At 59.8% G+C, this 13,580-nt stretch carries 14 protein-coding genes and 1 tRNA gene; 7 read left to right on the top strand and 8 right to left on the bottom strand.

The window, feature by feature from the left end:
* Positions 1–152: 152 nt before the first annotated feature.
* The 4 genes from gcvPB to gcvT form a co-directional block, all read right to left on the bottom strand.
* Positions 153–1,592 carry an aminomethyl-transferring glycine dehydrogenase subunit GcvPB gene (gene gcvPB / locus E8K79_RS16225; protein WP_136515651.1) on the bottom strand — a complete coding sequence of 480 codons (1,440 nt, stop codon included), beginning with the start codon at positions 1,590–1,592 and terminating at the stop codon, positions 153–155.
* Positions 1,583–2,920, bottom strand: a complete 1,338-nt coding sequence (gcvPA, locus tag E8K79_RS16220; protein ID WP_136515650.1) for an aminomethyl-transferring glycine dehydrogenase subunit GcvPA — start codon at positions 2,918–2,920, stop codon at positions 1,583–1,585. Before gcvPA ends, gcvPB begins: the two co-directional genes overlap by 10 nt.
* Before the next feature lie 2 nt (positions 2,921–2,922).
* A complete protein-coding gene (gene gcvH / locus E8K79_RS16215; protein ID WP_136515649.1) occupies positions 2,923–3,294 on the bottom strand; it encodes a glycine cleavage system protein GcvH in 372 nt (123 codons plus the stop codon).
* Between the two features lie 82 nt (positions 3,295–3,376).
* Positions 3,377–4,468 (bottom strand): glycine cleavage system aminomethyltransferase GcvT, encoded by a 1,092-nt coding sequence (gene gcvT, locus E8K79_RS16210; RefSeq protein WP_136515648.1) that lies wholly within the window; start codon positions 4,466–4,468, stop codon positions 3,377–3,379.
* Positions 4,469–4,591: 123 nt separating this feature from the next.
* On the opposite strand from gcvT, the gene E8K79_RS16205 reads away from it, so the two are divergent.
* The 6 genes from E8K79_RS16205 to E8K79_RS16180 all read left to right on the top strand — a co-directional run bounded on the left by E8K79_RS16205 (position 4,592) and on the right by E8K79_RS16180 (position 8,678).
* Complete coding sequence (locus tag E8K79_RS16205; RefSeq protein ID WP_136515647.1) at positions 4,592–4,930, top strand: hypothetical protein; 339 nt, start codon at positions 4,592–4,594, stop codon at positions 4,928–4,930.
* Between the two features lie 5 nt (positions 4,931–4,935).
* Positions 4,936–5,919, top strand: a complete 984-nt coding sequence (locus E8K79_RS16200; protein WP_136515646.1) for a 2-hydroxyacyl-CoA dehydratase family protein — start codon at positions 4,936–4,938, stop codon at positions 5,917–5,919.
* A gap of 140 nt (positions 5,920–6,059) precedes the next feature.
* The gene (locus tag E8K79_RS16195; protein WP_136515645.1) at positions 6,060–6,836 is read left to right on the top strand and encodes an acyl-CoA dehydratase activase; all 777 of its coding nucleotides are present in this window, start codon (positions 6,060–6,062) and stop codon (positions 6,834–6,836) included.
* Between the two features lie 223 nt (positions 6,837–7,059).
* Entirely contained in the window at positions 7,060–7,359 is a 300-nt protein-coding gene (locus E8K79_RS16190; protein WP_136515644.1) for a cytochrome C, read from the top strand.
* Positions 7,356–7,937, top strand: a complete 582-nt coding sequence (locus E8K79_RS16185; RefSeq protein ID WP_136515643.1) for a putative metallopeptidase — start codon at positions 7,356–7,358, stop codon at positions 7,935–7,937. Before E8K79_RS16190 ends, E8K79_RS16185 begins: the two co-directional genes overlap by 4 nt.
* 87 nt (positions 7,938–8,024) lie before the next feature.
* Entirely contained in the window at positions 8,025–8,678 is a 654-nt protein-coding gene (locus E8K79_RS16180) for a hypothetical protein (protein WP_136515642.1), read from the top strand.
* A 111-nt stretch (positions 8,679–8,789) separates the two neighbouring features.
* On the opposite strand, the gene E8K79_RS16175 is transcribed toward E8K79_RS16180, so the two are convergent.
* The 4 genes from E8K79_RS16175 to E8K79_RS16160 form a co-directional block, all read right to left on the bottom strand.
* Positions 8,790–10,154 carry an OmpA family protein gene (locus E8K79_RS16175; protein WP_136515641.1) on the bottom strand — a complete coding sequence of 455 codons (1,365 nt, stop codon included), beginning with the start codon at positions 10,152–10,154 and terminating at the stop codon, positions 8,790–8,792.
* A gap of 295 nt (positions 10,155–10,449) precedes the next feature.
* Positions 10,450–11,727 carry an OmpA family protein gene (locus E8K79_RS16170; RefSeq protein WP_136515640.1) on the bottom strand — a complete coding sequence of 426 codons (1,278 nt, stop codon included), beginning with the start codon at positions 11,725–11,727 and terminating at the stop codon, positions 10,450–10,452.
* Positions 11,728–11,769: 42 nt separating this feature from the next.
* Positions 11,770–12,198, bottom strand: a complete 429-nt coding sequence (mscL, locus tag E8K79_RS16165) for a large conductance mechanosensitive channel protein MscL (RefSeq protein ID WP_136515639.1) — start codon at positions 12,196–12,198, stop codon at positions 11,770–11,772.
* Positions 12,199–12,353: 155 nt separating this feature from the next.
* Positions 12,354–12,983 carry a cation transporter gene (locus tag E8K79_RS16160; protein WP_136515638.1) on the bottom strand — a complete coding sequence of 210 codons (630 nt, stop codon included), beginning with the start codon at positions 12,981–12,983 and terminating at the stop codon, positions 12,354–12,356.
* Positions 12,984–13,278: 295 nt separating this feature from the next.
* On the opposite strand from E8K79_RS16160, the gene E8K79_RS16155 reads away from it, so the two are divergent.
* Positions 13,279–13,354 (top strand) — tRNA-Asn (locus E8K79_RS16155).
* Positions 13,355–13,580: the final 226 nt, after the last annotated feature.

The following is a 13,580-nucleotide window of genomic DNA, read 5'->3' as shown; positions in this document are numbered from 1 at the left end:
GGGAAAAACAGGCAAACCTTTCAACTCGGCATATGTTATCTCCTCGCTTCGTGGCAACGCCCTCACCCGCCCTTTGGGAGAGTGTACGGGAAGATATCAAAAGGTTTTCCTTTGCGCCTTGGCGGCTCCGCGTCTTTGCGTTGAGCTTTTTATCACTCGCAACAAACCTGCTGTGCCCTTGCAGCCCGGGTCTCGTCCAGGCGCCCGACCGGAGTCGTCACCGGGGCCTCTTGCAGACGCTCGGGGTTTTCCCTCGCAAGCCTTGCCGCCTCGAGCATCACCTCGATGAAGGCGTCCATGGTCTGCCTGCTCTCGGTCTCGGTCGGTTCGATCATGATCGCCTCTTTCACGTTGAGCGGGAAGTAGACGGTGGGGGGATGGAAGCCGCGATCGACCAGGTACTTCGCGACGTCAATGGCGTGCACGCCGTGTTCCACCTGGCGGCTCGCCGAAAAGACGCACTCGTGCATGCAGGTCTGGTCGAAGGGGAGCTCGTACTCCTCCTTGAGCCGCGCCATCATGTAGTTCGCGTTCAGCACCGCATGCTCGCTCACCTCGATGAGCCCCTCGCGCCCGAGCATAGTGATGTAGGCATAGGCGCGCGCCATGATCCCGAAGTTTCCGAAGAAATCGGAGACCCGCCCGATCCCCTCGGGATGGTCCTCGACGGCGAAGCTGCCGTCCTCCCGGCGGACCACCCTCGGTGTGGGGAGGTAACGCACCAGGTCCCCACGTACCCCGATCGGCCCGCTCCCCGGCCCACCGCCTCCGTGCGGCGTGCTGAAGGTCTTGTGCAGGTTCACGTGGATCACGTCGAACCCGACGTCGCCGGGACGGACCTTACCGAGGATCGCATTCAGGTTCGCGCCGTCGTAGTAGGTGAGCGCACCCGCCTCGTGGGCTATGGCGCAGATCTCGGCGATGTGCGGGTTGAAGAGCCCGAGGGTGTTCGGGCAGGTGAGCATCACCGCCGCCACCTCTTCGTTCATCGCCTTACGGTACAGGTCGAGGTCCATGTCGCCGTAGGGGGCGGTCGGGACGGTGACGATCTCGTAACCCGCCATGGCGGCACTTGCCGGGTTGGTGCCATGGGAGGAATCAGGGACGATGACGTACTTCCGTTTGTTGTCGCCGCGCGCCTTGTGGTAGGCGGCGATCACCATGATGCCGGTCATCTCGCCGTGGGCGCCGGCAAGCGGCTGGGTGGTCACCTCGTCCATCCCGGTGATCTCTGCCAGCTGACGCTCGAGGCCGTGGACGAGGGAGAGCGGCCCCTGCACCAGGCTTTCGCCGCCGGGAAGCAGGGCCAGCACCGGATGGCAGCCGGCGAAGAGCGCAGCCACGTCCTCGTTCACCTTGCTGTTGTATTTCATGGTGCAGGAACCAAGCGGATAGAAGTTGGTATCCACCGAGAAGTTCCTGCGCGAAAGGTTCGTGTAGTGCCGCACCAGGTCGAGCTCGCTCACCTCGGGAAGACGTACCGGCTCCTGTCGCCTGAGCGCTTCGGAAAGAGGGGGCGCCTTGGGAACGTCGCTCAACGGGACCCGGACACCGCAACGACCGGAGACGGATTTCTCGAATATCAGCTCCATAGCGCCTCCTCGAGCAGGACCGCCAGGCGGTCGATCTCATCCTTGCTCCGCTTTTCGGTGACGGTGACCAGCAGCGCCTTTTCCATCCCCTGATAGTACCGGCCGAGCGGGACGCCCGCCGCCACCCCTTTTTCGAGGATCCTTTGTACCACTTCGGAGGCGTCCCAGGGAAGGGACAAGGTGAACTCGTTGAAGGTGGCGCCGCCGGTCAGAAGATCCACCCCCTTCACCGAAGCGAGCACCGACTTCGCGTACTGCGCCTTGTCGTAGTTCAAAAGGGCCAGCTCCTCGAATCCCTTTTTACCGAGCGCCGCGCAGAAGATCAGGCCGCGCAGGGCGCACAGGCTCTGGTTGCTGCAGATGTTGGAGGTCGCTTTATGCCTTTTTATGTGCTGCTCGCGCGCCTGCAGGGTGAGGACGAAGCCGCGCCGGGCCTGGTGGTCGATGGTTTCCCCGACGATGCGTCCGGGGAGGTTGCGGATGAAACGCTTCCTGGTGGCGATAAAGCCGAAGTACGGACCGCCGAAGGAGACCGGGTTACCGAGGCTCTGCCCTTCGCCGACCGCGATGTCCGCCCCCATCTCCCCGGGGCTCGCTACGAGCCCGAGTGCGATCGGGTAGCAGGAGACGATGAGGAGCGCCTCGTGCTCGTGCGCCTTCTGCGCCAGCGCGCGGAAATCCTGGACGTTGCCGAAGAAGTCGGGGCTTTGCACGATGACCGCGGCGGTTTCTCCGTCGATGAAGGCCATGAGGCGGTCGAGGTCCGAGGTGCACCCCTTCGGCTCCACCTGCACCGCTTCCGCGGAGAGGCTGTGCAGGTATCCCGAAACGATTTCGCGGTGCAGCGGGTTCACGCTTGCGTCAAGGATCACCTTGTGCCGCTCGGTTATGCGCAGCGACATGAGCGCCGCCTCGGCGACCGCGGTGCCGCCGTCGTAAAGCGAGGCGTTGGAGGCCTCCATCCCGGTCAGGCGGCAGATGGTGCTCTGATATTCGTAGAGCGCCTGCAGTGTCCCCTGTGCGCACTCGGGCTGGTACGGCGTGTAAGCGGTGTAAAACTCGGCGCGCGAGGCGAGATGATCGACGGCTGCGGGGATGAAATGGTCGTAGATGCCGCCGCCGATGAAGGGGACGATGTCGGCGCCGCAGGCGGCCGCCTTCTCCTTCATGTGGCGTGTGAGTTCCAGCTCCGACATCCCGGGGGGAAGATCGAAGGATCTCGCCCTGAGGTCGGCGGGTATGGACGAGAAGAGTTCCTCGACACTCCCCGCGCCGATCACGGCAAGCATCTCCCGGATGTCATCCGGCGTGTTCGGACAGTATCCCATCGCTAGAGTCCTCTGAGGTATGTGCCGTAGGTCTCGGCGTCCATGAGGGAGGCGAGTTCCCCCTCGTCCACCCCTTCGAGCTTGCAGATCCAGCCTTGGGCTTCCGCCCCCTGGTTCACCAGTTCCGGGGCCTCGTCGAGCGCCTGGTTCACCTCGACCACCTTGCCTGATATCGGCGCGTAGATGTCGCTTGCCGCCTTCACCGACTCGATCCCGGCAAGGGTGTCGAACTGCTTTACGCTCCTGCCGATCTTGGGAAGCTCGACGTAGGTTATGTCGCCCAGTTCATGCGCGGCGTGCTCGCTGATCCCCACCGTGGCCTGCCCACCCGCCATCTCGACCCACTCGTGCTCCTTCGTGAAGAACTTTGCCATGGTATCCCTCCGTTTCGCTGACGTTATATTTGCCGGCCCCCTCCCGCAAGGGGAGGGGGGAGTTATCAGACCGGCCGCCGACCTATGCCCTCAACGACCCGCCCGTGTAGAAGGGAAGCTCGACCACCTCCGCCTCCATCTCCACCCGCTCGTGACGGATGACAAGCCTCGTCCCCAGGGCGGCAACCGATGGTTTCACGAGCCCCAGCCCTATGCCGCAGGAAAGCATCGGGGAGAAGGCGCCGCTCGTGACGCTTCCCACCTTTTCCCCTTCGTGCAGGATCTCGTAATGGTGGCGCGGGGCGCGCCGCGAATCTACCCGGAAGGCGACCTTCGCCAGGGGGGAGCCCTGCGCCAGCTCGCGCTGCAGCGCCCCCTTGCCGATGAACTCCTTGTCCATGTTCACGAAAGAGGAAAGGCCGGCGGTAAGCGGCGTGATCCCCTCGTCGAGGTCGCTGCCGTAAAGGGAGTAACCCATCTCGAGGCGCAACAGGTCGCGTGCCCCGAGCCCAGCCGGTGCTACATCGGGCTCCTGCAGCAGGATCTCCCAAAGCCGGGCCACCTTGTCGGCGGGAAGGAAAATCTCGTAGCCTAGCTCGCCGGTGTACCCGGTGCGGCTCACGATGGCGTCCTCATCGAGAATGCGGGTCCTGATGAATTTGAAGAACGGGATGTCCACGATCTGCGGCCCGAAGTGTCGGACCATGATCTCGCGCGACAGCGGGCCCTGCAGGTCGACCTTCCCGGTCCGGGAAGAGATGTCGGTCAACACGGCGGGGTTTTTCAGGCGGGAGCGGATCACGGAAAAGTCGTTGCCTGTGGTCGCCGCGTTCACCACAATCATCGCCTCATCCTCGGCAAGCCTGAAGACGATAAGATCGTCGATCACGCCTCCATCCTCGTTCAAGAGGAAGCCGTAGCGAGAGCGTCCGACCGCGATCGTCTTTACCGAAAAGGTGAAGACCCCTTCCAGCCCGTCCTCGACGATGTCCCCTTTGTAAAGGAACTCGCCCATGTGGCAGATGTCGAAAAGGGCCGCCCTCTCCCGGCACCACCTGTGCTCCGCGATAATCCCTGCGTACTGGATCGGCATGAGCCATCCCCCGAAGGGGGCCATGAGCGCCTTGAGCCCCTCGTGAGCTGCGCGTAGAGGTGTCGACTTGAGATCTTCCATGGGTGGGACTCCTTCCCGGCATGCACTGCCGAGTCTTGAGGTGAGGTTGGTAAAATGCCGCAGGTTTAACTTCTTGCCAAAATACCCGATATGCATATAATCTAGCGGTTGCCAGGAGAAAACATGGACAAAGCAACCTTCTTGCAGAACCTCGCCGAAAAGCTCGCGCCTTTTGAAACGGCAAACATGGTCGATTTCGCGCGGCACCTGACCGTGAAGAGCGCGATCTCGAATCCCTGGTTCGTCTTCGGTTTTTTGATCGTTGCCTTCTACGCAGTGGTTCGCAAGTCGAAATTCGTGCTTGCCGCGCTTTTCACGACCTTTTCCCTTTTGCTTCTGATCCACTTCACCATGCCGGTGGAAGGGGGCGCGCTGAACCTTTCCACGACCCTTCCCTTCGCCTTCGGCGGGCTCGCCATCGGCGCGTTCCTCATCTATTTATTCTTCATCAAGACGGAGTAGACCTTTTGCGCAGAGTAGGCTTTACCACCACCATTCCGCTGGAAGTCCTGATCGCGGCGGGGGTGGCCCCCATCGACCTGAACAACATCTTCATCACCCATCCCGAAAAAGCCTCGCTGATAGAAGATGCCGAGCTGACCGGCTTCCCCAGAAACGTATGCGCCTGGATCAAGGGTATCTACGGCTCCGTTGTCGCAAGCGGCATCACCGAGATGGTCGCCGTGACCGAAGGGGACTGCAGCTACACGAAGGCCCTAATGGAGGTGCTCTCGCTAAACGGCGTGCGCGTCTACCCCTTTGCCTACCCCGGCACCCGGGAGGCAGCCCCGCTCAAGGCCGAGATCGAGAAGCTCATGTCTTATTTCGGCGTCGGCTGGGACGAGGTCAACGCCGCCAAGAAGCGTCTGGACCGGATCAGGGCCAAGGTGCATGAGATCGACCGCCTTACCTGGCAGGAGAACCGGGTCACCGGCGAGGAGAACCACTACTTCCAGGTCTGCACCTCCGACATGAACGGCGACCTCGACGCTTTCGAGGCCGAGGTTGATGCCTTCCTGGCCAAGGCGGTGCAGCGGCCCGAAAGAAAGGAGCCCATCAGGCTGGCCTTTCTCGGCGTCCCCCCCATCGTCTCCGGGCTCTACGACTTCCTCGAGGAAATCGGCGCGAGGGTCGTCTTCAACGAGACCCAGCGGCAGTTCAGCATGCCTTACGGCATAGAGGACCTGGTGGAGCAGTACCGCGCCTACAGCTACCCCTACGATATCTTTCACCGCATCGGCGACATCAGCGGTGAGCTGCAAAAGAGGAAGGTGGACGGGGTGATCCACTATGTGCAGTCCTTCTGCTTCAGGCAGATCGAGGACATGGTGCTCAGAAAGAGCATCAAGCTCCCGATACTGACGCTGGAGGGTGACAAGCCCGGCAACGTCGACGCAAGGACGAAGATCAGGCTGGAAGGTTTTCTGGAATTACTCGAGGATCGTAACTGAAGCGGACCTCCGGCAATGGCAAGTCCGTGACCAAATATACAATGGCGTCCCCAATTGGCAAGCAAACGGGGACGAGAAAAGAGATGGCCGTTCAACTCAGATAGAGTGGCCCAGCAGGTAGTGACAGGAGATGTGTTCAGGTGTCAGAAGCTTTGAGAATAGGAATTGATCTGGGAAGCAGGAAGGCAAAGTTCGCGCTCATGCGCGGCGGCGAGATCCTGCGCCTCGCCGATCTCGATACCATTGCCTTTTACAAGAAGTACGGCCGCATCGTCGACGACGAGCTCTCGCTGGATCTTGAAGGAAGCGGCATCTTCAGCGCAGACGAGCTGCGCGAGGCGCAGATCACGGTGACCGGCTACGGCAGAAACAGCATCAATCTGCACGGGGCGCGCGTCATCTCGGAGATAAAGGCGCACGTTGCCGGGGCGCGCACCCAGACCGGGCTTGCCGATTTCACCCTGCTCGACATGGGTGGGCAGGACACCAAGGTCGCCCAGGTGGTGGCGGGTCGCCTCACCGACTTCGTCATGAACGACAAGTGCGCCGCCTCGAGCGGTCGCTACCTGGAGAACATGGCATCCGTCCTAGAGGTGAGCCTCGATGAGCTCTCCTCCCACTGCGACGAGCCGGTGGCGCTGGACGCGACCTGCGGCATCTTCGGCGAGAGCGAGTTGATCGGCCAGATCCTGCGTGGTTACCCGGTAGCGCGGCTGTGCGCCGGTGTGAACCTCACCCTGGTGAAGCGGGTCATGCCGATGTTGAAGCGCTTCCCTTCCGACACCCTGGTCATCACCGGTGGGGTCGCCTTAAACAGTGCCATGATCACCCTTTTGCGGGCACAGTGCGGCATGGAGATCATCATCCCGAAACATCCCCAGCACAACGGGGCCATCGGTTGCGCCTCGAACGGTTAAACAAAGGCGTCAGAGGCTTCAAAGGCTTTAAAGGCTTTAACGCAAAGACGCGAAGGCGCCAAGACGCTAAGAAAGCACTAAAAGCCTTAGGATTTAAAACCTTCAAAAGATTCTCTTTGCGTCTCCGCGGCTTTGCGTCTTTGCGTTAGGCCGTTGGTTTTTTGCTTGAATTTTCGAAGCGGCCCGTTTAACCTCGCCGCTACATTCAATCCCCGGAGGGTACATGCGTATCGGCAAGAAAGACTTGATCTTCATCGGCTTGGTAGCCGTCGTTTTATTCGGTTTCTATCTCATTTCGGGCGAGGAGAAGACCAAGCGGGTCCCCCTCGACGATGCCCACAAACCGTCCTATGAGCTATTCAAAAAGACCGGCAGCAAGATGGAAGCAGACAAGGGTTGCCCTGCCTGCCACAACACCGACCCCGGTGGCATCCCATTCCCGGCCAAACACCCGGTTAAACCCAAGGACGGGCCAATGCGCTGCCTCTTCTGCCACAAGCTGAAACTGTCCGGAGTGCAATGACCACGTTGAACCTGACCGGGGAGCTGGAGCGGCTGATCCGCGATATAGTCGCCCGCACCCCGGAGCTGCAACACATCGCCCCTGAGAAGCTTCTGGTCTGCGTCTCCAGCGGCAGGGCCAGCCGCGGCGGCAGTCTCGCCAAGATCCACCCACTGCGCTTTGAAGGGGGGGAGCGCTCCGTAAAGGCGCGGCGCGGCCGACGCAGCGTGCTGTGCACCATGCCGAGCATCACCCACCGCGGCGAAGAGATGCTCTACGTCATCTATTTCCTGGTCCCCCGCTTTCTCGAGCTCCCTTTCCGGGAGAAGCTGATCACCATCTTCCACGAGCTGTACCACATCTCCCCCGCATGCGACGGCGATATCCGCCGTTTTCCCGGCAGGAACTACGCGCACGGCTCTTCCACCAGAAGCTACAACCTTTTCATGGGGCAGTTGGTCGACCGTTACCTGGAGGCTACCCCGGACCGCAGCGGGCTCGCCTTTCTTGAAGGGGACCTGGCTGAGCTCCGCTCCCGGCACAGCGCCATTATCGGGCGCAGGCTGCAGGCTCCCCGCATCAGCGTCTCCCCGGCATGACCGGGCATCGCCCGTTGACTTTTCTTCGTCAAAACTATAAGTTATGTGGCGTTTACAGGACCGCAGCCCCAGAGGGAGCAAGACCGCATGCTGAAGCTCGATTACACCATTAGCAGGAAATTCGACGAACTCGCGGAAAAGGCTAAAAAGGTCAGTTCCTCGCAGCTCATAAACGACATCGCCGCCACCGTCGACTCCAAGCTTTTCCAGGACTGGGCCAACTCGGCCCTGAGCCTTTTGCAGCAGGTCTTCGGCGAGGAAAGCGCCTATTACCGCAACTTCCAGTCCATCTACGCGAAGATCATCAACATCACCTACAAGGAAAGCTTCGACAACTGCCGCGCCATCGTGCAGTCGGCGAGGGCCGAGTTCGAGCAGGGGGGACTCACCGAGATCCGCCTCTTCCTGGACCACGCTGTGCTGGAGTACCTGAGCGGCAGGACCTCCGACTTCCTGAAACGTGGGGACAAACATACGGCCTGTGTCCTCGCCTCGGTTCTCCTTGAACAATTCCTGATGCTCATCTGTGGCATCAAAGGGATTCCGGTCGGGAGCACTGAGGAGATGAACGAGGCACTTTACCAGGCGAAGGCCTACCAGGTGGGCACGTACCAGCGGGTGAAGGACTGGTGCTACATGAAGGCTGACTTCATCAGCGGGCAGGGAGAACGCTACCGCACCGCCGACGTCGACGAGATGCTCCGTGCAGTGCAGCGTCTGATCATCAAGGAGATTGGCTAAGGGGAGCTGCGAAGATCAAGCTTCGTGTCGCACCGAGATAAAATAAAAAGGGGAGGCCACTACGGCCTCCCCTTTTTTATTTGCTTAGGGTTTAGATTTTTCCACCAAGACTCATTTCTTCACCACGCAGTCGATGACCGCGTTGATCCTGCGGTTCTTGGCCCGCCCCTCGGCAGTGTTGTTGTAGGCGATGCGCCGCGTGTAGCCGTACCCCTTCGCGGAAAGCCGGCTCTTCTCGATGCCGAAGTTATCCACGAGGTAGCGCACCGTATTCTCGGCACGCTCGAGCGAGAGCTTCATGTTGTAGTCGTAGCCACCCACGTTGTCGGTGTGCCCTTCGATGACCGCCGTCGTAGTCGGGTACTTCTTCATGTAGTCGGCAACCTTAGCCAGTTCGTCCCGGTACTGCGGCTTGATATCCGCCTTGGCGGTATCGAAGTCGACAACGAGTCCCATGCAGAGCCGCTCGGGAGGCTTGACCTCTTTTACATCGAAGGCACAGTCGATGATGGCCTCGACGCGGCGATTGGCCTGACGCCCTTCGTCCGTCGCGTTTGACGCCACCGGACGTGCCATGCCGTAGCCTCGGGCCTCGAGCCGTGAGCGGTCGATGCCGTAGTTTTTGACGAGGGAATCGACGACCGCCTCGGCCCTGCGCTTGGAGAGTTCCAGGTTGTACTCCGGAGCACCGACATTGTCGGTGTGCCCTTCAAGGACCGCGGTCGTGGTGGGATATTTCTTCATGAATTCGCCGACCACCGCGATCTCGTCCTTGTCCTCAGGACGGACCGCCGCCCGGTTGATGTCATATTCGCCGTGCAGGGTGACGCAGTACTTGTAGTGTCCCGGTGCGGGCTCGGCGGCGGGTACCGGCTCGAGCGGAGGTTCCTCGGCGACCGGAGCCGGAGCCGCCTCGGCGGCGGCAGGGGCCTCTTTTACCCCACCAAAAATGAAGTCAACCCCTACGGTGTACTCGAGGTTGTGGTACGTCTCACCATCGTCCCTCAGGATCAGGTGCCGTACATCCCCCCTGAGGGCCATAGCCTCGGTCAGGAAGTACTTCGCACCGACTCCGTAATTGAAGGCGGGACGCGACACGTCGTCGCCTCCCTCGTACTCCCTTGAGTGTCCGCCAAAGCCGGCGGCGACATAGGGAACAAGCCGCGCCTCCGGCATGAAGTGGTAGAGCATGTCTAGGTGGTAGTTGTAGGCGTCGACATCGCCGATTCCGCTGTTGCGCTTTCCTTCCGTCGAGATGTAGTCGAAGACCGCCTCAAGGCCAAAATGCCGCGTGAAGTTGTACCCCGCGCGCAGGCCGTAGACCGGCATCGTCTCCAGGTGCTCCTTGCCTATGAAGGTGTAACCGCCGATGTAGGGGGAGAGCGAAAAACTTTCAGCCTTCACTTCTGCGTGAGCCTTTGGAAGCATGGTGAACAACAGCGCCGGAACCAGAACAAAAAGCAGGTACTTTTTCATCTGACACCTCCTATGTTGTTAGGCTTTGATTTCGCCTTCCTCCTCTATTTCACACCAGGAAAAAGACATGGGATAGGCTATCACCCTTTGCGCGACGTGCAACCAAGACCCTGCACAGACTCCTGACGGGGCTCTGTCTGAAGACGCCGTTTTTCCCTGCCTTACATGCCCTCTCGACCGTTCCTCTGCTTGTTTGCGTATGTCGCTCTTCCATCAGAACCACGGTTGTTAAGCCAATAAGAAAGGCGCCCCCTGCCGGCAAGGGGCGCCCTTTTGCGTGTTCAGCCGCTGCTGTCTATTCGCAGCGGAAGTTGGACTCGATGCGACGGTTCTGCTGCTTTCCTGCCGCGCTCTTGTTGCTAGCTGCCGGTTTGGTCGGGCCGTAGCCAACGGCCTTAACCCTATCCGGAGCGATGTCGAAATTCTTGATCAGGTAGTTGCGCACGCTCTCCGCCCTGCGCTGCGAGAGCTTCATGTTGGCTGCCTTGTCCCCTACGTTGTCGGTGTGACCTTCTATAGTCCCTTTGGCTTTGGGGAATTCCTTTAGGAAGTCGGCCAGCGCCTTCAGTTCGTCATGATACTGCGGCTTGATATCGGACTTGTTGGTATCGAAGTGGATGTTGATCACCGTTGGCTTGCACAGCTTGGCCGGTTCCGGCGCGGGAGCCACGACCGGCGGGGGCACGACGACAGGTGCCGGTACAGGTGCAGGCGGCGGAGCGACTACGTCTACTTTGGCGAGGCTCTTGGCGGTGCCGCCGGCCCCGTCGCAAACGAGACTGTAGGACACCGTCGAGTCGGGAGTCACGGTCATGGTCCCGGAAACCGGTACCGGTCCGATCCCCGGCTCGATGACGCACTTGGTAGCGTTTTCCGAGTTCCAGGAAAGGGTTGCCATCTCTCCCTTGGTGACCGAAGCCGGGGAGATGGTCAATCGGTCGGTAGGCGCCGCCGGGGGCGGAGGTACGACTACGGGAGCGGGTGCGGGGGCGGGAACCGGGGCTGCTACGGGAGCAGGGGCTTCTTTGACGCCGCCGAAGATGAAGTCCATCCCCACGGTGTATTCAAGGTTGTGGAAGTCCTCTCCGTCGTCCCTGAGTACCAAGTGACGCACATCCCCCCTCAAGGCCATTGCGTCGCTCAGGAAGTATTTGGCGCCTAGGCCGTAGTTGAAGGCGGTGCGGTCGACGTCTCCGGCAGGCCCTGGATACTTCCTGGACTGCCCTCCAAAGCCTGCGGCGACATAGGGAACGAACTGGGAGTCCGGCATGAAGTGATACAGGGCGTCTAGGTGGTAGTTGAACACGTCCACGCCATCGCCTATGCCGCTGTACTTCTTGCCCTCAGTGCTGCCGTAATCGAAGACGGCCTCCAGACCGATGCTCTTGGTGAAGTTGTAGCCGGCACGCAGACCGTAAACAGGCATCGTCTCCAGGTGCTCTTTACCGATGAAGGTGAAGCCGCCGACGTAGGGAGACAAGGAGAAAGATTCCGCCTTGACCGCGGCACGGGCCTCAGTGTGGACACCCAGCATCAAAGCCGGAGCAAGAAGAAGCAGCAAAGTTTTTTTCATCAGGGACCTCCTTGGTATTTCCAGGCAACGCGGGCTAAAGCATCAGTCCTGGTTCGATGTGCAGTTGGGGCAGCGGGTAGCTTTCACCGGTATCATCGTGCAGCAGTGCGGGCACTCCTTGGTGGTCACCGGGGGAGGAGGAGCCGGCATCATCCTGTTTATCTGGCGCACAACGAGAAAAAGGGCGAAAGCGATGATGAGAAAATCGAAAATGGCGTTTAGGAAAAGGCCATAGGCGATCACTGGGACACCGGCAGCCTTTGCTTCCGCAACGGAGCGGACCGGCGTGGAGGAGAGGTTTAGGAACAGGGAGGAGAAATCCATGTTGCCCAGAAGCTTTCCAATGGGGGGAGTTATGATGTCTGCAACGAAAGAACTGACGATCTTGCCGAAGGCCGCGCCGATGACAACGGCAATGGCGAGATCAAGGACGTTTCCCTTAAGCGCGAACTTCTTGAACTCCTCAACCATATAGTGCCCCCCTTTTGTTAAAACAAAAGCATCAGATTACACATTAAAAAGGGTAACACCCTTTCTCATGACCTGCAAGAGGGGCCATCTTTTTTCTGACAATGTACTGTCAAGAACTCTGGAGCGGGGTTAGCCACCGGCTAACCTGAGCTGCTTCAACTGCATGAACATGGGATGCCTCTCGCCTTGTCGAAGGCTTCCTTTCCCTCCTTGAAGCAAAACCAGCCAATCCCTAAGGCGCCGGCCGAGTCGAGCCAGCCGATACCGGTTAGTTGGTAGCCTACGCTCGAGACGAGCAGGATCACGGAGAGGAGGAGGCAGACGCGGGTGCAGGCGGCGTCTGCAAGTATGGCCTGGGAACCAAGGGCATGGCCGACCTTCACCTTCTCCCGGATCAGCAGCCACATCGAGGCGATGGAGACGCAGGAAACTACCACCCCCCAGAAGGTGGTGGTAGGAGCATGCAGGTGGAGCGCATCGTAGGCGGCGGTGACGAGAAGCCCTACCGCCAGGGCGTAGAAGCTTAAACCGGTGATCCTGAGCGCCCGCTGCTCAAACTCGTCCGGATTTCGATCCGGATTGTCCCTCTGGCGGCGCACCATGTGCAAGATCCCGGCACCGGAGACGACCTCTACGAACGAGTCCAATCCGAAGCCGAAAAGCGCCAAGGATTCGTCCTCGAAGCCGAACCACGCCGACACGACCCCTTCAAGGATGTTGTAGAAAATGGTGATCAGGGCGAGGATAGCTGCGGTGCGGTAGAGTCTGTCTGTTTGCGAGGTCATGGAAATCCTTCTGAAGGTCGTCATCGTCGGGGAGGCATAACAGAACCTGAATATATCTTGTCGGCCAACAGAAAGTCAACAGGGGGGGCGGCTCACTTCCCCGATACTATTTGGATCATCCTGGAGAGTCATGCTATGCAACCAGCCCTCTCGCCGTGGCTCCCAGAAAGGAGTTTGTTGTATTCAAAAAAAGTTGCCGGTTGGCTGGAATGAGCAGCAGAAATATTATTGACAGCCAAAAACCACTATGCTATACACGTAATCTCTTCGCGGCACAGTGCGAAGAACCCAATATTCCCGAGTAGATCAGTCGGTAGATCAGCGGACTGTTAATCCGTGTGTCGTAGGTTCGAGTCCTACCTCGGGAGCCACCAAATTCAAGGGCTTACAGCTAATCACTGTAAGCCCTTTTCGTTTTCTGACTAGTAACGCCATCCGTTGATTCCTCTCACCTCCCGGCCTGTGCGAAAAAGCGCTTCTCTCCACGCACGATCACACCGCTCAGGTTTCTTCTTTCTTCTTGTTCTCACCTGCTCTTCCATATGCCACGCATATTCCCAACTTCCGCCTCTCCGCCTCAAACTCACTGCGAAGTTT

Origin of the sequence: Geomonas edaphica (assembly GCF_004917075.1) — a bacterium.
Taxonomy (GTDB): domain Bacteria; phylum Desulfobacterota; class Desulfuromonadia; order Geobacterales; family Geobacteraceae; genus Geomonas; species Geomonas edaphica.
Note: the sequence above shows the minus strand (reverse complement) of the source record. Positions and strands in the feature narration are given on the sequence as shown.